Origin of the sequence: Citrobacter sp. CK206, assembly GCF_030333125.1 — a bacterium.
Lineage (GTDB): Bacteria > Pseudomonadota > Gammaproteobacteria > Enterobacterales > Enterobacteriaceae > Citrobacter_B > Citrobacter_B koseri.
In genome coordinates this window covers 238,252-260,659 of sequence record NZ_JAOWGM010000026.1, presented here as the reverse complement: position 1 = coordinate 260,659, position 22,408 = coordinate 238,252, and the positions used below count along the sequence as shown (strand labels likewise).

Below are 22,408 nucleotides of genomic sequence, written 5' to 3'. Positions count from 1 at the left end.
TTTGTTGCTATGAAAGACGCAAGGAATCATATATTCCATAAAAATATTTACAATAGAATCATTGAATCGTAATACAAATATTGTGAGGGCTATCAAATTCTCACCCGCGTTGTGTTATCCTGCGAACAGTGCGTTGGAATTAATGATTCCATGATGACGGGAGCGGAAGAGCGATGTTGTATCTGGCGAAAATGCGTAATGCAGAGGGAGAGTTAACGGAAAATGAACAGAAAATTGCCAGCTTTCTTTTGGCCCATGTCAGCGAGCTAAAAACCGTTTCTTCCCGCAATCTGGCGAAGCAGCTGGAAGTCAGCCAGTCCAGTATTGTGAAATTCGCCCAGAAGCTTGGCGCGAAGGGATTCACCGAGCTCAGAATGGCGCTCATTGAGGAGTACAGCGTCAACCGGGAAAAGAAACATGACACGGCGCTGCATCTGCACAGTACGATTACCAGTGAAGACAGCCTGGAGGTGATTGCCCGTAAGCTGAACAGAGAAAAAATGTTCGCGCTGGAGGAAACCTGTAGTCTGATGGATTTCGATCGCCTGAAGCAGGTGATTAACCTGATCAGCAAGGCCCGGCTTATTCAGATTACGGGCGTCGGCGGTTCGGCGCTGGTAGGACGGGATTTATCCTTCAAGCTGATGAAAATTGGTTATCGCGTGGCCTGCGAGGTCGATACCCATGTGCAGGCAACCATTGCTCAGGCCTTGCAGGAAGGGGACGTGCAAATAGCCATTTCCTACAGCGGGTCGAAAAAGGAGATCGTGCTTTGCGCTGAAGCGGCGCGTAAGCAGGGGGCGACGGTAATTGCGATCACCTCTTTGACGGACTCTCCGCTGCGGCGGCTGGCTGATTACACGCTGGATACCGTATCCGGTGAGACCGAATGGCGCAGTTCGTCTATGTCCACCCGAACCGCGCAGAACTCGGTGACCGATCTGCTGTTTGTTGGCATGGTGCAGCTCAATGATGTTGAGTCGCTTCGTATGATTGAGCGCAGCAGCGAACTGATTAATCTTTTAGGCAGGAGCTAGGGACTTTTACGTAAGATTTACCCTAATTAGTGAGCTGTTCCGCAGCACTTATTTGTTTTTTCTGTATTTTCAATGTTAATGGAGTGTAAGGCTTCATCGTAGTTTCGCTGGAGACGAGAGTAGCGCATAAGACGCACCGCTTATGCGCTGCAACAGACTGAAAAGGAGAACATTGAAATGGGTAAACTCACGGGCAAAACGGCATTGATTACCGGCGCGTCACAGGGCATTGGCGAGGGGATCGCCAGAGTGTTTGCTCGCCACGGCGCGAATTTAATTTTGCTGGATATCTCCGATGAGGCGGAAAAACTGGCGGATGAGTTGGGCGGACGCGGTCATCGTTGTACCGCCATCAAAGCGGATGTCAGGGATTTTGCATCAGTCGCGGCGGCAGTGGCGCGCGCGAAAAAGATAGAAGGTAAAATTGATATTCTGGTCAACAATGCGGGTGTTTGCCGGTTGGGCAACTTCCTCGACATGAGCGAAGAAGATCGCGATTTCCATATCGATATTAATATCAAAGGCGTCTGGAACGTCACAAAAGCCGTTCTGCCGGAAATGGTTGAACGCAAAGATGGGCGTATCGTCATGATGTCCTCCGTGACCGGGGATATGGTGGCCGATCCAGGCGAAACGGCTTATGCCCTGTCTAAAGCGGCGATTATCGGACTCACCAAGTCCCTGGCCGTGGAGTATGCGCAGTCCGGCGTTCGTGTGAACGCAATCTGTCCGGGTTATGTCCGCACGCCGATGGCGGAAAATATCGCCCGTCAGTCTAATCCTGACGATCCTGAATCGGTACTCACCGAAATGGCGAAAGCGATCCCGATGCGCCGTCTGGCCTGTCCGCTCGAAGTGGGTGAACTGGCGGCCTTCCTGGCGTCGGATGAGTCCAGCTATTTGACCGGGACGCAAAACGTGATTGATGGCGGCAGCACGCTGCCTGAAAGCGTGAGCGTGGGCGTCTGATTAACGCCGCTTTCCTCCTCACCGCATGTGGGGAGGGATTCTCTTATTCCCTTTTCGACTTTCAAATCATCAAACGGTATATAAAACCGTTACTCCTTTCGTACCCGTTATAAATATTATGACCATAAGAAAGTCATCAAATTTATAAGGGTGCGCAATGGCTGTTAACTTACTGAAAAAAAGATACCTGGCGCTGAGCGCGATGCTGTTGTTGGCCACGCAGGCGCAGGCAACAGAGCTGCTGAACAGTTCATACGACGTTTCTCGCGAACTGTTTGCCGCCCTTAATCCGCCGTTTGAACAGCAGTGGGCGAAAGATAACGGCGGCGATAAGCTGACCATCAAGCAGTCTCACGCCGGTTCGTCAAAACAAGCGCTGGCGATTCTGCAAGGGCTGAAAGCTGACGTAGTGACCTATAACCAGGTCACGGACGTGCAGATCCTGCATGACAAAGGCAAGCTGATCCCTGCCGACTGGCAAAGCCGTCTGCCGAATAACAGCTCACCGTTCTATTCCACGATGGGATTCCTGGTGCGCAAAGGGAATCCGAAAAATATCCATGACTGGAATGACCTTGTGCGTTCCGATGTAAAACTGATTTTCCCGAACCCGAAAACCTCAGGCAACGCCCGTTACACCTATCTGGCTGCATGGGGCGCGGCGGATAAAGCTGACGGTGGCGATAAAGCCAAAACCGAGCAGTTTATGACCCAGTTCCTGAAGAACGTCGAAGTGTTTGACACCGGCGGTCGCGGCGCTACCACCACCTTTGCGGAACGCGGCCTGGGCGATGTGCTGATTAGCTTTGAATCGGAAGTGAATAACATCCGTAAACAGTATGAAGCGCAGGGATTTGAAGTCGTTATCCCGAAAACCAATATTCTGGCCGAATTCCCGGTGGCATGGGTGGATAAAAACGTACAGGCCAACGGTACTGAAAAAGCGGCGAAAGCTTACCTGAACTGGCTCTACAGCCCGCAGGCGCAGACCATCATCACCGACTTCTACTACCGCGTGAATAACCCGGAAGTGATGGACAAACTGAAAGATAAATTCCCGCAGACCGAACTGTTCCGCGTGGAAGACCAGTTTGGCTCCTGGCCGGAAGTGATGAAAACCCACTTCGGCAGCGGCGGCGAGCTGGACAAACTGTTGGCGGCGGGGCGTAAGTAATGTTCGCAGTATCGACAAGACGTGTGCTGCCCGGCTTTACCTTAAGCCTCGGAACCAGCCTGTTGTTCGTCTGCCTGATATTGCTGCTTCCGTTGAGCGCGCTGGTGATGCAGCTGGCGCAAATGAGCTGGGCGCAATACTGGGAGGTTATCACCAACCCGCAGGTGGTAGCGGCCTACAAGGTCACGCTGTTGTCGGCGTTTGTGGCATCAATCTTCAACGGCGTATTTGGCCTGCTGATGGCGTGGATCTTAACCCGCTATCGCTTTCCGGGACGTACGCTGCTGGATGCGCTGATGGATCTGCCGTTTGCCCTGCCGACGGCGGTGGCGGGTTTGACGCTGGCGTCATTGTTTTCCGTGAACGGTTTTTACGGCGAATGGCTGGCGAAGTTTGATATCAAAGTGACTTACACCTGGCTTGGCATCGCGGTAGCGATGGCTTTTACCAGCATCCCGTTTGTGGTGCGCACGGTGCAGCCGGTACTGGAAGAGTTAGGCCCGGAATATGAAGAAGCGGCGGAAACGCTCGGCGCAACGCGCCTGCAAAGTTTCCGCAAAGTGGTGTTGCCGGAGCTGTCTCCTGCGCTGGTGGCGGGTATTGCGCTCTCGTTTACCCGTAGCCTCGGCGAGTTCGGCGCGGTGATTTTTATTGCCGGGAACATTGCGTGGAAAACTGAAGTGACCTCGCTGATGATTTTTGTTCGTTTGCAGGAGTTTGACTATCCGGCGGCCAGCGCGATTGCGTCGGTGATCCTCGCGGCGTCGCTGTTGCTGCTGTTCTCGATTAACACCCTGCAAAGTCGCTTTGGTCGACGTGTGGTAGGTCACTAATGGCGGAAGTTACCCAATTGAAGCGTTATGACGCCCCCCGCATTAACTGGGGAAAATGGTTTCTGATTGGCACCGGGATGCTGGTTTCGGCGTTTATTTTGCTGGTGCCGATGATTTATATCTTCGTACAAGCCTTCAGCAAAGGGCTGATGCCGGTCTTACAGAACCTGGCCGACCCGGACATGCTGCACGCGATCTGGCTGACGGTGTTGATTGCGCTGATTGCCGTACCGGTAAACCTGGTGTTTGGCGTTTTGCTGGCGTGGCTGGTGACGCGCTTTAATTTTCCCGGTCGCCAGCTGCTGCTGACGCTGCTGGATATTCCGTTTGCCGTCTCGCCGGTGGTGGCCGGTCTGGTCTACCTGCTGTTTTACGGCTCGAACGGCCCGTTGGGCGACTGGCTGGATGAGCACAACCTGCAAATTATGTTCGCCTGGCCGGGAATGGTGCTGGTCACTATTTTCGTCACCTGTCCGTTTGTGGTGCGTGAACTGGTGCCGGTTATGCTGAGTCAGGGCAGTCAGGAAGATGAAGCGGCGATTTTGCTTGGCGCTTCCGGCTGGCAGATGTTCCGTCGCGTTACGTTGCCTAATATTCGCTGGGCGCTGCTGTACGGCGTGGTGCTGACCAACGCGCGCGCCATTGGCGAGTTCGGCGCGGTGTCGGTGGTTTCCGGCTCGATTCGCGGCGAAACCCTGTCGCTGCCGTTACAGATTGAATTACTGGAGCAGGACTACAACACCGTCGGCTCCTTTACCGCCGCCGCGCTGCTGACGCTGATGGCGATTATTACCCTGTTTTTGAAGAGTATGTTGCAATGGCGCCTGGAAAATCAGGAGAAACGTGCGCAACAGGAGGAAAATCATGAGCATTGAGATTGCCAATATTAAGAAGTCTTTTGGTCGCACCCAGGTGCTGAACGATATCTCGCTGGATATTCCTTCAGGTCAGATGGTTGCCTTGCTGGGGCCGTCCGGTTCCGGTAAAACCACGCTGCTGCGTATTATTGCCGGGCTGGAGCATCAGACCAGCGGGCACATTCGTTTTCACGGTACAGACGTAAGCCGTCTGCACGCGCGCGATCGTAAAGTCGGCTTTGTTTTTCAGCACTATGCGCTGTTTCGTCATATGACGGTGTTCGACAATATCGCCTTTGGCCTGACGGTGCTGCCGCGTCGCGAACGTCCGAATGCGGCGGCCATTAAAGCGAAAGTGACGAAACTGCTGGAAATGGTGCAACTGGCCCATCTGGCGGAGCGTTTTCCGGCACAGCTTTCCGGCGGGCAGAAACAGCGCGTGGCGCTGGCGCGCGCGTTAGCCGTTGAGCCGCAGATCCTGCTGCTGGATGAACCGTTTGGCGCGCTTGATGCGCAGGTGCGTAAAGAGCTGCGCCGCTGGCTGCGTCAGCTGCATGAAGAGTTGAAATTTACCAGCGTGTTTGTCACCCACGATCAGGAAGAGGCTACGGAAGTGGCGGATCGCGTGGTGGTGATGAGCCAGGGCAACATTGAACAGGCCGATGCGCCGGATCAGGTGTGGCGTGAACCCGCCACCCGCTTTGTGCTGGAGTTTATGGGCGAAGTGAACCGTTTGCAGGGAACGATTCGCGGCGGTCAGTTCCACGTTGGCGCGCATCGCTGGCCGCTGGGATATACGCCAGCGCACCAGGGAGCGGTCGATCTGTTCCTGCGTCCGTGGGAGGTGGATGTTAGCCGCCGCACCAGTCTGGATTCCCCGCTGCCGGTACAGGTGCTGGAGGCCAGTCCGAAAGGTCACTACACCCAATTAGTCGTGCAGCCTCTGGGGTGGTATAACGAACCGCTGACGGTGGTGATGCAGGGGGATAATCCCCCACAGCGCGGCGAGCGGCTGTTTGTCGGGCTGCAAAATGCGCGGTTGTACAATGGCAACCAGCGCATTGAGACGCGCGAAGAGGAGCTTGCTCTGGCAGAATCGGCCTGATAGGTTAATATCACGTAGTTTTGCCGGGTGGCGCTGCGCTGACCCGGCCTACAATATGATCTGCGTAGGCCCGGTAAGCGAAGCGCCACCGGGCTTTTTACTGGACAGAGAAGTGAACACATTAGAACAAACAATTGGCAATACGCCTCTGGTGAAATTGCAGCGGATGGCGCCGGATAACGGCAGTGAAATTTGGGTCAAGCTGGAAGGCAATAACCCTGCCGGGTCAGTGAAAGACCGGGCGGCGCTGTCGATGATCGTCCAGGCGGAAAAACGCGGGGAAATTAAGCCCGGCGATGTGCTGATTGAAGCGACCAGCGGCAATACCGGTATTGCGCTGGCGATGATTGCCGCACTGAAAGGCTATCGCATGAAACTGCTGATGCCGGACAACATGAGCCAGGAGCGCCGCGCGGCGATGCGCGCCTATGGCGCGGATCTGATTCTGGTGTCTAAAGAGCAAGGGATGGAAGGCGCGCGCGATTTGGCGCTGGAAATGGCCGAACGCGGCGAAGGTAAGCTGCTCGACCAGTTTAACAATCCCGACAACCCTTACGCGCACTACACCACGACCGGGCCGGAAATCTGGCAGCAAACCTCAGGTCGCATCACCCACTTTGTCTCCAGTATGGGAACAACCGGTACGATTACCGGTGTGTCGCGCTTCCTGCGTGAACAGGAAAAACCGGTAACGATTGTTGGCCTGCAACCGGAAGAGGGCAGCAGCATTCCGGGGATTCGTCGCTGGCCCGCAGAATATATGCCGGGTATTTTTAATGCTCAGCTTGTGGATCAGGTGCTGGATATTCACCAGAGCGAGGCGGAAAACACCATGCGCGAACTGGCGGTACGCGAAGGTATTTTCTGCGGCGTGAGTTCCGGCGGCGCGGTTGCCGGTGCGTTACGCGTCGCCCGCGCGACGCCGGGGGCCGTGGTGGTGGCGATCATCTGCGATCGCGGCGATCGCTATCTTTCTACCGGCGTCTTTGGCGAAGAACACTTCAGCCAGGGGGCAGGGATTTAGCCTGTAGGCCTGATAAGCGTAGCGCCATCCGGCAACCGTAAAGTACGATCGCCGGATGACGACGCAAAGCGTCTTATCCGGCCTGCAACGTCAAGCGTTACGTTTCTCAACCAGCAGGTCGAGGAAGCGCCACAGTTTCTCGTTCATCTCCTGATAATTCCACTCGCGCATTTCGGCGTTCGAGCGAATAAAGCGCTTCCCTTTTGCCGCAGCCAGTTCCTGTTCTGAATGCTGGATCAGCCCTTCTACCGCCTCGGCGGTAAACTCCATATGGCACTGAAAACCGTAGACGGCGTTACCGTATTGCACGATCTGGCGCGGACATCCTTCGCTTGTCGCGAGAACGACCGACTGATCGGTTAACCCTGGCATATCGTTGTGCCAGTGCCCGACCACAAGCGGAGAGCCGAAATGAGCGAGCAGCGGATTCTGTTTCCCGGCTTCCGTCAGCGTAATCGGGTAGTGGCCGATCTCCTTTTCCGGGCTCTGGCGTACTTTTGCGCCCAGCGCCTCACCAATCAACTGGGAACCAAGACAGATGCCGATCACAATACGACGCGCAGAGATCGCCTGATTAATAAGCCGCTGTTCCGCTAAAGAGTCAAAATACGGGCACTCTTCGAGCGTAGTACGCGGTGACTGCGGGCCGCCAAACACCACCAGCATATCGAAACCATCCGCATTGGCGGGGACAGGTTCACCGGCATACACGCGGGACCAGGAGAGGGGATAACCGCGATCCTCAGCCCATTGCAGATAGGCTCCGGCAGATTCGAAAGACTCATGAACGACAAAATGAACTCGCACTTTTTCTCTCCTGTTAACGTTTTAACGCCTGATGGATATCAGCCGCCAGTTTGTTGATATCGCCGTCGCCCAGCGTCGACAGCGTAATGCGCAGGCCGTGGGCGGGCGCGTTGACGCCAAATGCTTCGCCTTCCCGTACCAGCCAGCCCGCTTTCGCCAGCATAAACGCGATGCCCTGGCTGTGGCTTTTCAACGGCAACCACGCATTCAGCCCATCGCCGGGGGCGTGTGTAAGCCCGGTTCGCTGGAGCGCGCAGGCCAGCTTCTGCTGCTGCGAAGCATAAAATTGCCGGGTCTGCGCCAGCGTTCGCTGATAGTTTTTGTCACTCAGACAGGCATGCACTAAATCTTGCAACAGATGGCTGACCCACTGACTGCCGGAATTAAGGCGCAGGCGCAGTCTGGCTGAGGTGGCGGGATCGCTGGCGACAATGGCAAGACGCAGATCCGGCCCCAGCGTCTTTGACATCGAGCGAACCACTGACCAGTGTAGCGTCTCCGGGGCGATCACCGGGTGCCAGGGAGATGAAGAGAGCAGGGCAAAGTGGTCGTCGATAATAACCAGCGCTTGCGGGTATTTCGCCGCAATGTTCTGTAGCGCGGCGGCGCGGGAGGCGCTTAAACTGCACCCCGTAGGATTGTGGGCGCGCGGGGTTAAAATGACGGCGCGGGCGCCATTTTTCAGCGCCTGTTCCAGCATCTCAGGCTGCATACCTTCGCTATCGACGCCGACGGGGATGGCGGAAAACCCGGCGTAGCGCAGCATACTGATGCTGCTTAAAAAGCAGGGATCTTCCACCGCCACGCTGTCACCCGGCAGTAAATGGGCGCACAGCAGACGCTCGATGGCGTCAATCGCCCCACTGGTGATATCAATCTCGCCTTCGCCAGGTATGGCATCCTGCATCCACTGCTTCGCCCACGCGTGAAGGCCGGGAGAAACGGCCGCATCGCCGTAAAGACGCGGTGACTTATTTATTGTCGAAAAATAACTGCTGAGATCGGGCAGCCGTTGGGGATCGGGATTGCCGCCGGAAAGATCGGTCAGCGGCGTATCGGGGCTGCTTCCTTCCAGCGCGAGCGGAGAAGGCGCACCTTTAATGACCGTACCGTTACGTCCCTGGCTCAGGGCCAGGCCGGATGTCACCAGCCGTTTGTAAGCCGCCGCGACAGTATTGCGGTTCACGTTTAATTCCGATGCCAGTTCCCGCACCGGCGGCAGCGTTTCCCCTGGCGCCAGTGCGCCGGTGGTGACATGCTGACGAATACTGTCAAAGATTTCGCTGGCGGTTTTTCCGTCGATCATTATTGACCTATGACAAAATGAATTTTAGCATATGACGATAATAGTGAGGCGTTAGCCCGCTGTCCAGTGAGAGGAGAGGTAAATGGGGCAGGATAGTGAAATACAGTCAGTGCTCTTCGACGATAAGCATCGGGCTTTACAGACCGACATTGTCGCCGTTCAGTCACAGGTGGTGTACGGCAGCGTAGGCAACAGTATTGCCGTACCGGCGATTAAAGCGCAGGGCTTGCGGGTGACGGCGGTACCCACGGTGCTGTTCAGCAATACGCCGCATTATGAAACGTTTTACGGCGGCATTATTCCTGCCGACTGGTTCAGCGGTTATCTTCAGGCCTTAAATGAGCGGGATGCGCTGCGTGAGCTTAAAGCGGTCACGACGGGCTATATGGGCAGTGCGGAACAAATCGTTCTGCTGGCGAAATGGCTGGAAACGGTGCGGATCGCGCATCCTGAGGTGTGCATTCTGGTCGATCCGGTGATTGGCGACACGGACAGCGGAATGTATGTGAAAGCGGAAATCCCGCAGGCGTATCGTCATTATCTGCTGCCGTTGGCGCAGGGGCTGACGCCGAATGTGTTCGAGCTGGAGATGCTCAGCGGCAAACCGTGCGGCACGCTGGATGAAGCGGTTGCGGCGGCGAAATCGCTGCTCTCCGACACGCTGAAGTGGATTGTGATCACCAGTGCGCCAGGCCAGACGGCGGATACCATCAATGTGGCGGTGGTGACGAGCGGCGGCGTGGATGTGATTGAACACTCGCGTGTGGAAACCGATTTAAAAGGAACGGGCGATCTGTTCTGCGCCGAACTGGTGAGCGGCATTGTACAGGGGAAAGCGCTGACGGCGGCGACGCGACATGCCGCAGAGCGTGTGCTGGAGGTGATGACCTGGACGCAGCGCTGCGGGTGTGATGAGTTGATTCTGCCACCGGCAGGGGAGGCGCGATGAAGAGCTATCGGCTGGTGGTTCGCCAGCAGGGGCGTGTGGTTGGTCACTTTGAAACGAGCGGGCTTGATGCGCTGGAGGATATCTGCGTGGCGCGCGCGATGTTCGGCATTGCGGGCGGCTATCAGTGTGAATTGCTGGTGTCGGACTCGGAGAAGCGGATGCTGGAAAGCGGGCCGGAAGGGATGAAGATCCTGATGCGCGAGAAGTGCTATCGTCCGGTCACCTCGCTGTTGTGAGTGCGTAACTATGCCGGATGGCGGCGAAAAACGCCTTATCCGGCCTACGATCTTTTATTGTAGGCCTGATAAGCGCAGCGCCATCAGGCAAACATCGCCTTATTCGGCATACGACATTTTATTGTAGGCCTGATAAGCGCAGCGCCATCAGGCGCGGTTTTACCGTAACCAGGATAAAAAAATGGCGCCAGTCGGCGCCATTTTTCCCTGCGGCAAGAATTACTTCTTGATGCGGATAACCGGGGTTTCACCCACAGTCACGCTACCGGACAGTTTGATCAGTTCTTTGATTTCGTCCATGTTGGAGATAACAACCGGAGTCAGGGTAGACTTGGCTTTTTCTTCCAGCAGCGGCAGATCGAACTCAATTACCGGATCGCCAACTTTAACGCGTTGACCTTCTTCAGCAATACGCTTGAAGCCTTCGCCTTTCAGTTCAACGGTGTCGATACCGAAGTGAACGAACAGCTCAATGCCGCTATCCGATTCGATAGAGAACGCATGGTTGGTTTCAAAGATTTTGCCGATGGTGCCGTCTACTGGCGCGACCATTTTGTTACCGGTTGGTTTGATAGCAATGCCATCGCCAACGATTTTCTCGGCAAAAACTACATCCGGCACGTCTTCGATGTTGACGATCTCGCCAGAGAGCGGAGCAACAATCTCAATAGTTCCGGTGTCTTTCTTATCATCAGAAACCAGAGATTTTAGTTTATCGAACAAACCCATGATCTTCTCCTAAGCAGTAAATTGGGCCGCATCTCGTGGATTAGCAGATTGTTTTTTCTTCAATGAACTTGTTAACCAGCGTCATTAACTCGTCCGTTGTCGGTTGAGCAAGAGCCTGCTCTGCTAACACCTTCGCATCTTCGAAGTTCGTGTTACGGATAATCTTCTTAATGCGCGGGATAGAAATGGCGCTCATAGAGAATTCGTCCAGACCCATCCCCAGCAACAGAAGTGTAGCACGTTCGTCGCCTGCAAGCTCACCACACATGCCAGTCCATTTACCTTCAGCATGAGAAGCATCAATAACTTGCTTGATCAAGTTCAGCACGGACGGTGACATTGGCTGGTAAAGATGTGAAATCATATCATTACCACGGTCAACTGCCAGGGTGTACTGCGTTAAATCATTGGTGCCGATACTAAAGAAATCAACTTCTTTGGCTAAATGACGAGCAATAGTTGCCGCAGCCGGTGTTTCCACCATCACGCCAATCTCAATGCTTTCATCAAATACTTTACCTTCGTCGCGCAGTTCCTGTTTGTAGATTTCAATCTCTTTGCGCAGCGCGCGAACTTCTTCAACAGAGATGATCATCGGGAACATGATGCGCAGTTTACCGAACGCAGAAGCGCGCAGAATGGCGCGAACCTGGTCACGCAGGATCTCTTTGCGATCCATAGCGATACGTACCGCACGCCAGCCCAGGAACGGGTTCTCTTCTTTCGGGAAGTTCATGTACGGCAGTTCTTTGTCGCCGCCGATATCCATAGTACGGACGATAACCGCCTGAGAGCCGCAGGCTTCAGCGACGGCTTTGTACGCCGCAAACTGTTCTTCTTCAGTCGGCAGCGCGTCACGGTCCATGAACAGGAATTCAGTACGATACAGACCAACGCCTTCCGCGCCATTGCGCTCTGCGCCTTCAACGTCACGAACGGTACCGATGTTGGCGCAAACTTCTACCTGATGACCGTCCAGCGTGATAGCCGGCAGATCTTTCAGTTTAGCGAGTTCCGCTTTCTCGGTTGCAACCTGCTCCTGAACGGCGCGCAGTTTTTCAATTTCTTCGTTGGTTGGGTTGACGTAAACCTGATTGTTTACGGCATCCAGAATCAGATAGTCGTCGTTTTTCACCTGAGAGGTGACGTTACCGGTGCCCACGATGGCCGGCAGTTCCAGAGAACGCGCCATGATAGAGGTGTGGGAGGTACGGCCGCCTGCGTCAGTGATGAAACCCAGCACCTTTTGCAGGTTCAGCTGTGCGGTTTCTGACGGGGTCAGGTCAGCGGCAACCAGGATGACTTCGTCCTTGATTGCGCTCAGGTCGATGATTGCCAGACCCAGGATGTTGCGCAGCAGGCGCTTACCAATGTCACGCACGTCAGCCGCACGTTCTTTCAGGTATTCATCATCCAGTTCTTCCAGGGCAGTGGCCTGACCTTCGATAACTTCATGCGCAGCTGCGTCAGCTGTCATGTTCTTATCTTTAATCAGGGCTATGATTTCCTGCTCCAGCTCCTCATCTTCGAGCAGCATGATATGCCCTTCAAAGATGGCTTCTTTTTCTTCACCGAACGTTTCACCAGCTTTCGTTTTGATCGCTTCCAGTTGCGCAGATGCCTTGGCACGACCGCTCAGAAAACGTTCAACTTCCTGATCAACCTTGTCGGCAGAAATTTTTTTCCGGTCAATGACGATTTCGTCTTCTTTCAGCAGCAGTGCTTTGCCGAAAGCGATACCCGGGGATGCTAAAATGCCTGAAATCATAACCCTACCTTACTTGTGACTGATTTTTAAAAGAACCCGGGAACTTACTCGAGTTCCGCCATCAGTTTGACCAGATGCTCTACCGCTTTTTGTTCGTCTTCGCCTTCAGCAGCGATGGTGACAACGGTGCCCTGAGTCAGGCCCAGAGTCTGTAGTTTGAACAGGCTTTTTGCGCTGGCGCTTTTGCCGTTGGAAGTCACAGTAATCTCAGAAGTGAAGCCTTTCGCTTCTTTAACAAACTGAGCAGCAGGGCGGGTGTGCAGACCGTTCGGAGCGGTAATGGTAACTTCTTGCTGGAACATTGTATTTCCCCAACTTATAGGTTTAGTGTTGTGGAACTAAAGTCTAGCCTGGCGGTTTGACTTTAGCCTGTATTGTTAGCGTCGGCGTAAACGGGACGCGACACACCAGGTGTTATGCGCAATCCGTTGCTGGCAACTGCTGGCCGCTGACGTTTCGCTCGTCATTAAACATTATGCCGTGAAAGGAAGACTTGAACCAAATCATTAAATCGATTCAGCTAGCGCTTTTCCTGTAACGATTAATTTCGGGCATCAAAATAATTAGTCTGGTTAAATACCAGACCCGGCAGGGTGAATCAATGCCAGGAGGGTTGAAAATTTGAAGCAGGCCACAAAAAAGCACCCAAAAGGGTGCTTTTTTACGCGTTTTTAACATGCTGGCATTACTGTTGCAGTTCTTTTTCAGTAAAGAGATCGGCAAACAAAGCAGTGCTCAGATAACGCTCACCCGATGACGGTAGGATAACCACAATATTCTTATTGGTAAAGGTTTCATCTTCCTGGAGCTTAAGCGCTGCCGCAACGGCCGCGCCGGAAGAGATCCCCGCCAGTATACCTTCTTCTTCCATCAGGCGACGAGCGGTGGAAATGGCTTCTTCATTTGTGATACCGACAACTTTATCAATCAGTTTCAGATCGAGGTTGCCCGGAATGAAGCCTGCGCCAATGCCCTGAATTTTGTGCGGGCCGGGCTTCAGTTCTTCACCAGCCAGCGCCTGCGCGATAACCGGAGAGTCGGTCGGTTCTACTGCTACGGTAATGAGGTCCGTTTTGCCTTTGGTGCCTTTGATGTAGCGGGTGACGCCTGTCAGCGTACCGCCGGTGCCGACGCCGGAGATAAAGACATCGACCTGACCATCGGTATCTTCCCAGATTTCCGGGCCGGTGGTTTTTTCGTGAATTTCCGGGTTAGCCGGGTTGCTGAACTGCTGAAGCAGCAGGTATTTTTCTGGATCGCTGGCGACAATCTCTTCCGCTTTCTGGATAGCGCCTTTCATGCCTTTCGCGCCTTCGGTCAGTACGAGGTTCGCCCCCAGCGCTTTGAGCAGTTTGCGACGCTCAACGCTCATGGTGTCCGGCATGGTCAGCGTCAGCTTGTAGCCACGCGCGGCAGCAACATAAGCCAGCGCGATACCGGTGTTGCCGCTGGTCGGTTCCACCAGTTCGACGCCCGGTTTCAGCACGCCGCGTTTTTCGGCATCCCAAATCATATTGGCACCGATACGGCATTTAACGCTGAAGCTCGGGTTACGTGATTCCACCTTCGCCAGAATGCGTCCGTTACCGATACGGTTCAGTCGAACCAGCGGCGTATGACCGATAGTCAGCGAGTTATCTTCAAAAATCTTACTCATGGCCTGTCCTTAACTGTATGAAATTGGGATACATGGGCTAGCATACCTGCTCAGAGAATATGCGGAAGTAAGGATTTAGCATATCTATATTCGGAAGGGAAATAATGGCTACCGAGATGGAATAAGGAGCGGCATAAGCCCCTCCTTTTTTATACAACTATTTTACAGGTTTATGAGTTCGCTGTGATTCATTTCCATGACCCATGTCTGGAACGGTAGCAATCAACCCACATCGCCGTTGCGCCACACACGGCGACGGGCATGATCACCAGGTTAAGCACCGGGATCATGGTGAACAAACTGGTTAACGCGCCGAACTGCATATTGGCGACTTTCTGCGTGCGCAGGGCGGCGCGCATCTCTTTGAACGGGACTTTGTGGTTGTCGAAGGGATAGTCGCAATACTGAATCGCCAGCATCCACGCGCTGAACAGGAACCACAGCACCGGGGCGACGGTTTGCCCGACTCCTGGAATAAAATAGAGAATTAACAGCACAATGGCGCGCGGCAGATACCAGATGAACTTTTGCCATTCGCGTTTCATAATGCGCGGCACATCTTTCATAATACCCAGTACGCCGGTATCTGGCGGCGTTGCGCCGGTCAGGCGCGCCTCAAGCTGTTCCGCCAGCAGCCCATTGAAAGGGGCTGCGATCCAGTTGGCAATGGTTGAAAAGAAATAACCGAAGACCAGTAAAACCGAGATGACCGCAATGGGCCACAGCAGATAGCTTAACCACTGCAACCAGTCGGGAACGTGGCTCATCAGCGAAGGGATCCAGACGTCCAGTTGCGTAAACAGCCACCAGAATGCGCCGCCCATCAGCAAAATGTTTACCAGTAACGGCAAAATAACAAAGCGACGGATCCCCGGTTGCGTGACCAGTTTCCACCCCTGTGAGAAATAGTAAAAGCCGCTGCGAGGTGCAGTTGCGGATGATGACACCATAATCAGGACATGCTCCTTTAATAAAGCCCCGGGTAAACTTTGCGTATCTTACCGGGTTGTGACGCGTTCGCCAGTTAAGAAATGTTCGAAAAAACAGCAAAAAGCACGATTTCGTTCATCTTTATGCTGTGAAAGCCAAGAGCGCACTTGCACTTGACGTAATCGGCAAATACTCTTAGTGAGTAAATGTTTGCCGTGGTGGCAAGGTGTTAGAACAACAGAGAATATAATGATGCAGGATTTGCGTCTGATATTAATCATTGTTGGCGCGATCGCCATAATCGCTTTACTGGTACATGGTTTCTGGACCAGCCGTAAAGAACGATCTTCTATGTTCCGCGATCGTCCACTGAAACGCATGAAGTCAAAACGTGACGACGATTCTTACGACGATGACGTCGAAGAAGAGGAAGGCGTGGGTGAAGTTCGTGTTCACCGCGTGAATCATGCCCCCGGCAACGTTCAGGAGCATGATGCGCCTCGTCAGTCGCCGCAACACCAATACCAGCCGCCTTATGCGTCTGCGCAGCCTCGTCAACCGGCTCAGCAGCCGCCTGAAGCGCCAGCGCAGCCGCAGCAACGGCCGCAGTATGGGCAGCCGTCACAACCGCAACCGGCACAACAACCGGCACAGCCTGTGCAGCAGCCAGTACAGCAACAGCCGGTAGCGCCGCAGGTTCAGTCTGCGCCGCAACAGCCTGTTCAGCCAGCGCCACAGCAACCTGCGCCTCAGCCTGCTCCGCAGACTTTCCAGCCAGCGGAACCTGTCACAGAGCCTGCGCCAGCGCCTGAACCAGTAGTGGAAGAAGCGCCCGTCGCGGAAAAACCGCAGCGTAAAGAAGCGGTCATTATTATGAACGTCGCCGCTCATCATGGCAGCGAGCTTAGCGGCGAAGTGCTGCTGAACAGCATCCAGCAAGCGGGCTTCAAATTTGGCGATATGAATATTTTCCATCGCCACCTGAGCCCGGATGGCAGCGGCCCTGCGCTGTTTAGCCTGGCCAACATGGTGAACCCGGGAACGTTTGATCCTGAAATGACCGGTGATTTCTCCACGCCGGGGGTCACTATCTTTATGCAGGTGCCTTCTTACGGCGACGAGTTGCAAAACTTTAAGCTGATGCTCCAGTCTGCGCAGCATATCGCTGATGAAGTCGGCGGCGTGGTGCTTGATGACCAGCGCCGGATGATGACGCCGCAGAAACTGCGTGAATATCAGGATCGCATTCGCGAAGTGAAAGAATCCAACGCCTGAGAAACCCAGGCGTGATCCCCCCTTTCTGAACCCCCGCCTGTCGGGGGTTTTTTATCATTGATGGTGCGATATGGAATCAATCGAACAACAACTGACAGAACTGCGAACCACGCTTCGCCATCATGAGTATCTTTACCATGTGATGGATGCGCCGGAGATCCCGGACGCTGAGTATGACCGTCTGATGCGCGAACTTCGTGAGCTGGAAGCGCAGCATCCAGATTTAATTACGCCGGACTCCCCGAGCCAACGCGTCGGAGCGGCGCCGCTGGCGGCGTTCAGCCAGATTCGCCACGAAGTGCCCATGTTGTCGCTGGACAACGTGTTTGATGAAGAGAGTTTTCTGGCGTTTAACAAGCGCGTGCAGGATCGGCTAAAAAGCGGCGATAAACTGACCTGGTGCTGCGAGCTGAAGCTGGACGGCCTGGCCGTCAGCATCCTGTATGAAAACGGCGTGCTGATCAGCGCGGCAACGCGTGGAGATGGAACGACCGGCGAGGACATCACCTCCAATGTGCGTACCATTCGCGCTATTCCGCTGAAGCTGCGTGGCGATAACATTCCGGCGCGTCTGGAGGTTCGTGGCGAAGTTTTCCTGCCGCAGGCCGGGTTTGAAAAAATTAATGAAGAGGCGCGCCGCACCGGTAATAAAGTATTTGCCAACCCGCGTAACGCTGCGGCGGGGTCGTTGCGCCAGCTTGATCCGCGTATTACCGCGAAGCGACCGCTCACTTTCTTTTGCTACGGCGTCGGCATTCTGGAAGGTGGCGAACTGCCTGATACGCATCTGGGGCGCTTGCTGCAATTTAAAGCCTGGGGGCTTCCGGTAAGCGACCGGGTGACGCTGTGCGACTCTCCCGAAGCGGTGCTGGACTTCTATCACAAAGTGGAAGAAGACCGCCCGACGCTGGGTTTTGACATTGACGGCGTGGTGATTAAAGTCAACTCGATGGCGTTGCAGGAACAGCTTGGATTCGTCGCCCGCGCGCCGCGCTGGGCGGTGGCCTTTAAGTTCCCGGCGCAGGAGCAAATGACGTTTGTACGCGATGTAGAGTTCCAGGTGGGGCGGACTGGCGCGATCACGCCCGTCGCCCGTCTCGAACCGGTGCATGTTGCGGGTGTGCTGGTCAGCAACGCCACCTTGCACAACGCGGATGAAATTGAGCGTCTTGGCCTGCGCATTGGCGACAAAGTGGTGATTCGCCGCGCGGGGGATGTGATCCCGCAGGTGGTGAACGTGGTGCTTTCCGAACGCCCGGAAGAGACGCGCCCGGTCGAGTTCCCGACGCATTGCCCGGTGTGCGGTTCTGATGTTGAGCGCGTGGAAGGCGAAGCGGTCGCTCGCTGTACCGGCGGCCTGATCTGCGGCGCGCAGCGCAAAGAGTCGCTCAAGCACTTTGTTTCCCGCCGGGCAATGGACGTTGACGGCATGGGCGATAAAATTATCGACCAGCTTGTCGAGAAAGAGTATGTCCACACCCCGGCAGATCTGTTCCGTCTGACGGCAGGCAAACTGACGGGCCTGGATCGTATGGGGCCGAAATCGGCGCAGAATGTGGTGAATGCGCTGGAAAAAGCGAAAGAGACCACCTTCGCGCGATTCCTCTATGCGCTCGGTATCCGCGAAGTGGGCGAAGCCACGGCGGCAGGGTTGGCGGCGTACTTCGGTACGTTAGAGGCGCTGGAAGCGGCCTCTATCGACGAACTGCAAAAAGTGCCGGATGTCGGCATTGTGGTCGCTACGCACGTCTTTAACTTCTTTGCTGAAGAGAGTAACCGGGACGTGATCGGGCAGTTACTGGCGGAAGGCATTCACTGGCCTGCGCCGATCGTGGTTAACGCCGACGAAATCGACAGCCCGTTTGCCGGTAAAACGATCGTCCTGACGGGCAGCCTCAGCCTGATGTCGCGAGATGATGCGAAAGCGCGCCTCGTGGCGCTGGGGGCAAAAGTGGCGGGCAGCGTATCGAAAAAAACCGATCTGGTAATTGCGGGCGAAGCGGCAGGATCTAAGCTGGCGAAAGCGCAGGAACTGGGGATTGACGTGATCGACGAAGCAGAGATGCTCCGCCTACTGGGTGTCTGACATGGAAAAAGAGCAGCTGATTGAGATAGCCAACACGGTGATGCCGTTCGGCAAGTACAAAGGGCGTCGGCTCATTGATGTGCCGGAGGAGTATTTGCTGTGGTTTGCCCGTAAGGATGAATTTCCGGCGGGAAGACTGGGCGAGCTGATGCAAATCACGCTGCTGATTAAAACCGAGGGGCTGACGCAGCTGGTGCAGCCCCTGAAACGGCCTCTTTAAGCCTTCGCGGCGCGGCCTTCTTGCTGCGCCTGCAACTTATCGGTCTGGCGTTTGTAGCGACGCGCCAGCATCGCGCAGACCATCAACTGGATCTGATGGAAGATCATCAACGGCAGCACCATCATCCCAATCACTGAGGTGGGAAACAGGATATTGGCCATCGGGATGCCGTTCGCCAGACTCTTTTTCGACCCGCAGAAGACAATGGTTATCTCATCTGCTTTGTTGAATCCGAACCTGCGGGCGGCAAACACGTTAACGCCAATGACAATCGCCAGCAGCACAAGGCTGACGACGACAATAAACAACAACGAGCCCCATCCCACTTTGTGCCAGATACCGTTAACGACGGCTTCGCTGAATGCGGAATAGACGACCAGCAGAATGGAGGTCTGGTCCGTTTTTGCAATCCACTTTTTATGACGCGCGACCCAGTTGCCAATCCACGGACGCGACAGGTGCCCCAGCACAAACGGCAGCAGCAGTTGCAGCATGATCTTGCCGACCTGTTCCAGGCTGCCTTCCGCTCCGTGGATATTCATCACCAGGCCGACGAGCAGCGGCGAAAGAAAAATCCCCAGCAGGCTGGAGGCCGATGCCGAACAGACGGCCGCAGCGACGTTTCCTCCCGCCAGAGAGGTAAAGGCGATGGCAGACTGTACGGTCGCGGGCAAAATACACAGGTACAGGAAACCGGTATACAGCATGGGATCGACATTGACGGGCGCCCACCAGGCAAATAACACCCCGAGAACCGGAAACAGGATGAAGGTGCTGCACATTACCCACAGGTGCAGCCGCCAGTGGCTGCCGCCCGCGATAATGGCTTCGCGTGAGAGTTTTGCGCCATGCATAAAAAACAGCAGCGCAATCGCGGCGGTGGTTAAGCCTTCAAAAAACGGAACGAAATCCCCTTTGGCCGGAAAAAAGGAGGCCAGCAAAACGACGGTGATAAGCGTCAGCGTGAACGGATCAAGAATACGAAAAAGTTTCATAAAAACTCCTGAAAGTCGATGCAGGTATTTTGCTTTTTTCCGTTTGAGAAATAAAATTGATTTATTGCATCTATATATGAATTTAACAGATGAATTATTCTCTGCGTCAACTTCGTATCTTCGTCACCGTTGCTCAGGCTAAAAGCTTTAGTCGGGCAGGGGACGTCATTGGTCTGAGTCAGTCTGCGGTGAGCCACAGCGTAAAAGAGCTGGAACGGCAGACGGGAGTTAAGCTGTTGGATCGCACCACGCGAGAAGTGACGCTGACGGAAGCGGGTCAGCAGCTGGCGGGGCGTCTGGAGCGTGTTCTCGATGAACTGCACAGTACTCTGCGGGAAGCCGGAAGAGTGGGGACGCAGTTAACCGGCACCGTGCGCGTGGCGGCCAGCCAGACGATTTCCGCGCATCTTATCCCGCAGTGCATCGCGCAGAGTAACCAGCTGTACCCGGAAATTGATTTTGTACTGCACGATCGTCCCCAGCAGTGGGTGCTGGAGAGCATTCGTCAGGGTGATGTAGATTTTGGCATTGTCATCGATCCCGGGGCTGTTTCGGATTTGCAATGTGAAGCCGTGCTGTCGGAACCTTTTTTGCTGTTGTGTCGCCAGGATAGTCCGTTAGCGCAGCGGGAGTGGGTTAACTGGCAGGATCTTAAACATGAGCGGTTGGTATTGCAGGATTACGCCTCCGGCAGCCGCCCGTTGATTGACGCGGCTTTCGCGCATTTTGCCATTGATGCCACGATCGTGCAGGAGATTGGGCATCCCGCAACGCTGTTTCCGATGGTGGAGGCGGGGATTGGCATCAGCGTGTTGCCCGCGCTGGCGTTGCCGCTGCCTCAGGGAAGTCATTTGCAGGTGAAACGGCTGACGCCCGTCGTCGAAAGGCAGTTGATGCTGGCGAGACGCAAAAACCGGTCGCTCTCTACGGCGGCTCAGGCGCTGTGGGACGTCGTGCGCATGCAGGCCAGTGAACTTACCGCTGGCCGTGCACGCGATCCGTTGTATCAGATATAAACATCAATTTGGTGATCGTCGGAAGGCGCGTTGACACCTTCGGCCCTGAGTTGTTTCTGCTCCTGCTTCTGCTGCGTTTCTTCTGCCTGCTGGCGCTGTAATTGCGCCAGCTGCGCCTGCAACATTTTAATTTGCGTCTGTATCAGTTCCTGCTGCTTTTGTTTCTCTTCTGTGCTGCCACTGCCGTCAGCAACCTCTTTGAGCTGCTGTGTAAGCTTTGTAATTTGCTGCGTGATGCGCGAGATTTGCGCAGACAGATCGTTACCGGTAGCGGCTTTGCTGCCCGTGCTGCCGCTCTGAACGGCGGAGACTGAAGTGTTGATCGTCGTCATTACCATTTCCTCTTGCCTTAAAACGTTAATATCGGCAGAGGTGAACAGACCTTCAGCAGTCCCTGCCATTTCTGGTGGGTAAATCAGGCAAAGTCTGACCATTTTATTTTACGTATCAATATACATTTTATATCGATCGTCCGGGAAAACGGTATTGGTAATCGGTTGGTTACTCTCGTTATAACAACGACGTACCCAACGTATTTATCGATTATTCCGTTTTTAAGGACCTCTTATGACCCACACCCTTTTTTCGCAGAATCCCTGGTACAGCGCTGACATCATTCGCGCGCACAAGCCTGATTTTATCCCGCGTGTTGCTTTCATTCTTGGCTCCGGTCTGGGAGCGCTGGCGGAGCAAATTGAAGACGCGGTGGCGATTTCTTATGCGCGTTTACCTGGTTTTCCGGTCAGTACCGTTCACGGGCATGCGGGGGAACTGGTGCTGGGGAATCTGGCTGGAGTCCCGGTGGCATGTATGAAAGGCCGTGGGCACTTTTACGAAGGTCGCGGCATGACGATCATGACTGACGCGATCCGTACCCTGAAACTGCTGGGCTGTGAACTGCTGTTTTGCACTAACGCCGCCGGCTCTCTGCGCCCGGAAGTCGGGCCAGGCAGCCTGGTCGCGTTGAGCGATCATATCAATACGATGCCGGGCACGCCGATGGTGGGGATGAACGACGAACGCTTTGGCGATCGCTTCTTCTCACTGGCCAATGCCTACGATGCGGATTACCGCGCCATTCTCCAGTGCGTTGCAGGGGAAGAGGGCTTCACGCTTCACGAAGGGGTGTTTGTCTCTTATCCGGGGCCGAACTTTGAGACGGCAGCGGAAATTCGCATGATGCAGATCATCGGTGGCGACGTGGTGGGAATGTCGGTCGTCCCGGAGGTGATTAGCGCGCGCCATTGCGGACTAAAGGTGGTGGCCGTATCCGCGATCACCAATCTGGCGGAAGGGCTGGGTGATGTGAAACTGTCCCATGCGCAAACGCTGGCGGCGGCTGAGCTTTCCCGGCAGAACTTCATCAATCTGATTTGCGGTTTCTTACGCCAACTGGCTTAAAACACAAAATAATAATGGCCCTGCTTGCAGGGCC

General features: G+C 54.8%; 23 protein-coding genes. 14 read left to right on the top strand and 9 right to left on the bottom strand.

Annotated elements, in window-relative coordinates; translation table 11 throughout:
• Positions 1-173: 173 nt before the first annotated feature.
• The 7 genes from murR to cysM all read left to right on the top strand — a co-directional run bounded on the left by murR (position 174) and on the right by cysM (position 6,999).
• Positions 174-1,037: an HTH-type transcriptional regulator MurR gene (gene murR, locus OGX81_RS11350; protein WP_012131355.1), complete on the top strand. Its 864-nt coding sequence runs from the start codon at positions 174-176 to the stop codon at positions 1,035-1,037.
• A 177-nt stretch (positions 1,038-1,214) separates the two neighbouring features.
• Positions 1,215-2,006: an SDR family oxidoreductase UcpA gene (ucpA, locus tag OGX81_RS11345; protein WP_012131356.1), complete on the top strand. Its 792-nt coding sequence runs from the start codon at positions 1,215-1,217 to the stop codon at positions 2,004-2,006.
• A gap of 157 nt (positions 2,007-2,163) precedes the next feature.
• Complete coding sequence (gene cysP, locus OGX81_RS11340; protein WP_049009733.1) at positions 2,164-3,180, top strand: thiosulfate/sulfate ABC transporter substrate-binding protein CysP; 1,017 nt, start codon at positions 2,164-2,166, stop codon at positions 3,178-3,180.
• Complete coding sequence (gene cysT, locus OGX81_RS11335; RefSeq protein ID WP_012131358.1) at positions 3,180-4,013, top strand: sulfate/thiosulfate ABC transporter permease CysT; 834 nt, start codon at positions 3,180-3,182, stop codon at positions 4,011-4,013. The genes cysP and cysT overlap by 1 nt, the downstream gene beginning before the upstream one ends.
• Positions 4,013-4,888 carry a sulfate/thiosulfate ABC transporter permease CysW gene (gene cysW / locus OGX81_RS11330; RefSeq protein WP_012131359.1) on the top strand — a complete coding sequence of 292 codons (876 nt, stop codon included), beginning with the start codon at positions 4,013-4,015 and terminating at the stop codon, positions 4,886-4,888. The genes cysT and cysW overlap by 1 nt, the downstream gene beginning before the upstream one ends.
• Positions 4,878-5,975 carry a sulfate/thiosulfate ABC transporter ATP-binding protein CysA gene (gene cysA, locus OGX81_RS11325; protein WP_104868372.1) on the top strand — a complete coding sequence of 366 codons (1,098 nt, stop codon included), beginning with the start codon at positions 4,878-4,880 and terminating at the stop codon, positions 5,973-5,975. Before cysW ends, cysA begins: the two co-directional genes overlap by 11 nt.
• Before the next feature lie 112 nt (positions 5,976-6,087).
• Positions 6,088-6,999, top strand: coding sequence for a cysteine synthase CysM (gene cysM, locus OGX81_RS11320; protein ID WP_024130134.1), 912 nt, complete (start codon positions 6,088-6,090; stop codon positions 6,997-6,999).
• Between the two features lie 90 nt (positions 7,000-7,089).
• Here cysM and OGX81_RS11315 read toward each other — a convergent pair whose 3' ends face one another.
• Complete coding sequence (locus OGX81_RS11315; protein WP_012131362.1) at positions 7,090-7,806, bottom strand: type 1 glutamine amidotransferase; 717 nt, start codon at positions 7,804-7,806, stop codon at positions 7,090-7,092.
• A gap of 13 nt (positions 7,807-7,819) precedes the next feature.
• Positions 7,820-9,112: a MocR-like B6 salvage transcription factor PtsJ gene (gene ptsJ, locus OGX81_RS11310; RefSeq protein ID WP_104868373.1), complete on the bottom strand. Its 1,293-nt coding sequence runs from the start codon at positions 9,110-9,112 to the stop codon at positions 7,820-7,822.
• Positions 9,113-9,194: 82 nt separating this feature from the next.
• Here ptsJ and pdxK point away from each other — a divergent pair, with 82 nt between their 5' ends.
• Entirely contained in the window at positions 9,195-10,061 is an 867-nt protein-coding gene (gene pdxK, locus OGX81_RS11305) for a pyridoxine/pyridoxal/pyridoxamine kinase (RefSeq protein ID WP_104868374.1), read from the top strand.
• Entirely contained in the window at positions 10,058-10,297 is a 240-nt protein-coding gene (locus OGX81_RS11300; protein ID WP_012131365.1) for a hypothetical protein, read from the top strand. The genes pdxK and OGX81_RS11300 overlap by 4 nt, the downstream gene beginning before the upstream one ends.
• Positions 10,298-10,516: 219 nt before the next feature.
• On the opposite strand, the gene crr is transcribed toward OGX81_RS11300, so the two are convergent.
• The 5 genes from crr to cysZ form a co-directional block, all read right to left on the bottom strand.
• Complete coding sequence (gene crr / locus OGX81_RS11295; RefSeq protein ID WP_000522253.1) at positions 10,517-11,026, bottom strand: PTS glucose transporter subunit IIA; 510 nt, start codon at positions 11,024-11,026, stop codon at positions 10,517-10,519.
• A gap of 40 nt (positions 11,027-11,066) precedes the next feature.
• A complete protein-coding gene (gene ptsI, locus OGX81_RS11290; RefSeq protein ID WP_104868375.1) occupies positions 11,067-12,794 on the bottom strand; it encodes a phosphoenolpyruvate-protein phosphotransferase PtsI in 1,728 nt (575 codons plus the stop codon).
• Positions 12,795-12,838: 44 nt separating this feature from the next.
• Positions 12,839-13,096 carry a phosphocarrier protein Hpr gene (gene ptsH, locus OGX81_RS11285; RefSeq protein ID WP_005971891.1) on the bottom strand — a complete coding sequence of 86 codons (258 nt, stop codon included), beginning with the start codon at positions 13,094-13,096 and terminating at the stop codon, positions 12,839-12,841.
• Between the two features lie 383 nt (positions 13,097-13,479).
• Positions 13,480-14,451: a cysteine synthase A gene (gene cysK / locus OGX81_RS11280; RefSeq protein ID WP_047462171.1), complete on the bottom strand. Its 972-nt coding sequence runs from the start codon at positions 14,449-14,451 to the stop codon at positions 13,480-13,482.
• Positions 14,452-14,639: 188 nt separating this feature from the next.
• Positions 14,640-15,401: a sulfate transporter CysZ gene (gene cysZ / locus OGX81_RS11275; RefSeq protein WP_049011408.1), complete on the bottom strand. Its 762-nt coding sequence runs from the start codon at positions 15,399-15,401 to the stop codon at positions 14,640-14,642.
• 229 nt (positions 15,402-15,630) lie between these two features.
• On the opposite strand from cysZ, the gene zipA reads away from it, so the two are divergent.
• From zipA to OGX81_RS11260, 3 genes are all read left to right on the top strand, one after another.
• Entirely contained in the window at positions 15,631-16,656 is a 1,026-nt protein-coding gene (gene zipA, locus OGX81_RS11270) for a cell division protein ZipA (protein ID WP_104868377.1), read from the top strand.
• Positions 16,657-16,726: 70 nt separating this feature from the next.
• Positions 16,727-18,742 (top strand): NAD-dependent DNA ligase LigA, encoded by a 2,016-nt coding sequence (gene ligA / locus OGX81_RS11265; RefSeq protein ID WP_012131372.1) that lies wholly within the window; start codon positions 16,727-16,729, stop codon positions 18,740-18,742.
• A gap of 1 nt (position 18,743) precedes the next feature.
• Complete coding sequence (locus OGX81_RS11260) at positions 18,744-18,962, top strand: DUF3820 family protein (protein ID WP_012131373.1); 219 nt, start codon at positions 18,744-18,746, stop codon at positions 18,960-18,962.
• Here OGX81_RS11260 and OGX81_RS11255 read toward each other — a convergent pair.
• Positions 18,959-19,957: a bile acid:sodium symporter family protein gene (locus OGX81_RS11255; RefSeq protein ID WP_012131374.1), complete on the bottom strand. Its 999-nt coding sequence runs from the start codon at positions 19,955-19,957 to the stop codon at positions 18,959-18,961. The two genes, OGX81_RS11260 and OGX81_RS11255, sit on opposite strands and share 4 nt — an antisense overlap.
• Positions 19,958-20,046: 89 nt before the next feature.
• On the opposite strand from OGX81_RS11255, the gene OGX81_RS11250 reads away from it, so the two are divergent.
• Positions 20,047-20,973: a LysR family transcriptional regulator gene (locus tag OGX81_RS11250; protein ID WP_012131376.1), complete on the top strand. Its 927-nt coding sequence runs from the start codon at positions 20,047-20,049 to the stop codon at positions 20,971-20,973.
• Here OGX81_RS11250 and OGX81_RS11245 read toward each other — a convergent pair.
• The gene (locus OGX81_RS11245; RefSeq protein ID WP_024130136.1) at positions 20,964-21,305 is read right to left on the bottom strand and encodes a FlxA-like family protein; all 342 of its coding nucleotides are present in this window, start codon (positions 21,303-21,305) and stop codon (positions 20,964-20,966) included. The genes OGX81_RS11250 and OGX81_RS11245 overlap by 10 nt on opposite strands.
• 235 nt (positions 21,306-21,540) lie before the next feature.
• On the opposite strand from OGX81_RS11245, the gene xapA reads away from it, so the two are divergent.
• Positions 21,541-22,374, top strand: a complete 834-nt coding sequence (xapA, locus tag OGX81_RS11240; protein WP_104868378.1) for a xanthosine phosphorylase — start codon at positions 21,541-21,543, stop codon at positions 22,372-22,374.
• Positions 22,375-22,408: the final 34 nt, after the last annotated feature.

What these genes read in the sequence shown, in the direction of transcription:
- cysZ (WP_049011408.1), bottom strand. Translation starts at nt 15,401, where the DNA reads ATGGTGTCATCATCCGCAACTGCACCTCGCAGCGGCTTTTACTATTTC.
- zipA (WP_104868377.1), top strand. Translation starts at nt 15,631, where the DNA reads ATGATGCAGGATTTGCGTCTGATATTAATCATTGTTGGCGCGATCGCC.
- murR (WP_012131355.1), top strand. Translation starts at nt 174, where the DNA reads ATGTTGTATCTGGCGAAAATGCGTAATGCAGAGGGAGAGTTAACGGAA.
- xapA (WP_104868378.1), top strand. Translation starts at nt 21,541, where the DNA reads ATGACCCACACCCTTTTTTCGCAGAATCCCTGGTACAGCGCTGACATC.
- OGX81_RS11260 (WP_012131373.1), top strand. Translation starts at nt 18,744, where the DNA reads ATGGAAAAAGAGCAGCTGATTGAGATAGCCAACACGGTGATGCCGTTC.
- ptsI (WP_104868375.1), bottom strand. Translation starts at nt 12,794, where the DNA reads ATGATTTCAGGCATTTTAGCATCCCCGGGTATCGCTTTCGGCAAAGCA.
- cysW (WP_012131359.1), top strand. Translation starts at nt 4,013, where the DNA reads ATGGCGGAAGTTACCCAATTGAAGCGTTATGACGCCCCCCGCATTAAC.
- ligA (WP_012131372.1), top strand. Translation starts at nt 16,727, where the DNA reads ATGGAATCAATCGAACAACAACTGACAGAACTGCGAACCACGCTTCGC.
- ptsH (WP_005971891.1), bottom strand. Translation starts at nt 13,096, where the DNA reads ATGTTCCAGCAAGAAGTTACCATTACCGCTCCGAACGGTCTGCACACC.
- cysK (WP_047462171.1), bottom strand. Translation starts at nt 14,451, where the DNA reads ATGAGTAAGATTTTTGAAGATAACTCGCTGACTATCGGTCATACGCCG.
- OGX81_RS11255 (WP_012131374.1), bottom strand. Translation starts at nt 19,957, where the DNA reads ATGAAACTTTTTCGTATTCTTGATCCGTTCACGCTGACGCTTATCACC.
- cysP (WP_049009733.1), top strand. Translation starts at nt 2,164, where the DNA reads ATGGCTGTTAACTTACTGAAAAAAAGATACCTGGCGCTGAGCGCGATG.
- OGX81_RS11300 (WP_012131365.1), top strand. Translation starts at nt 10,058, where the DNA reads ATGAAGAGCTATCGGCTGGTGGTTCGCCAGCAGGGGCGTGTGGTTGGT.
- ucpA (WP_012131356.1), top strand. Translation starts at nt 1,215, where the DNA reads ATGGGTAAACTCACGGGCAAAACGGCATTGATTACCGGCGCGTCACAG.
- cysA (WP_104868372.1), top strand. Translation starts at nt 4,878, where the DNA reads ATGAGCATTGAGATTGCCAATATTAAGAAGTCTTTTGGTCGCACCCAG.
- cysT (WP_012131358.1), top strand. Translation starts at nt 3,180, where the DNA reads ATGTTCGCAGTATCGACAAGACGTGTGCTGCCCGGCTTTACCTTAAGC.
- crr (WP_000522253.1), bottom strand. Translation starts at nt 11,026, where the DNA reads ATGGGTTTGTTCGATAAACTAAAATCTCTGGTTTCTGATGATAAGAAA.
- OGX81_RS11250 (WP_012131376.1), top strand. Translation starts at nt 20,047, where the DNA reads ATGAATTATTCTCTGCGTCAACTTCGTATCTTCGTCACCGTTGCTCAG.
- ptsJ (WP_104868373.1), bottom strand. Translation starts at nt 9,112, where the DNA reads ATGATCGACGGAAAAACCGCCAGCGAAATCTTTGACAGTATTCGTCAG.
- pdxK (WP_104868374.1), top strand. Translation starts at nt 9,195, where the DNA reads ATGGGGCAGGATAGTGAAATACAGTCAGTGCTCTTCGACGATAAGCAT.
- OGX81_RS11245 (WP_024130136.1), bottom strand. Translation starts at nt 21,305, where the DNA reads ATGACGACGATCAACACTTCAGTCTCCGCCGTTCAGAGCGGCAGCACG.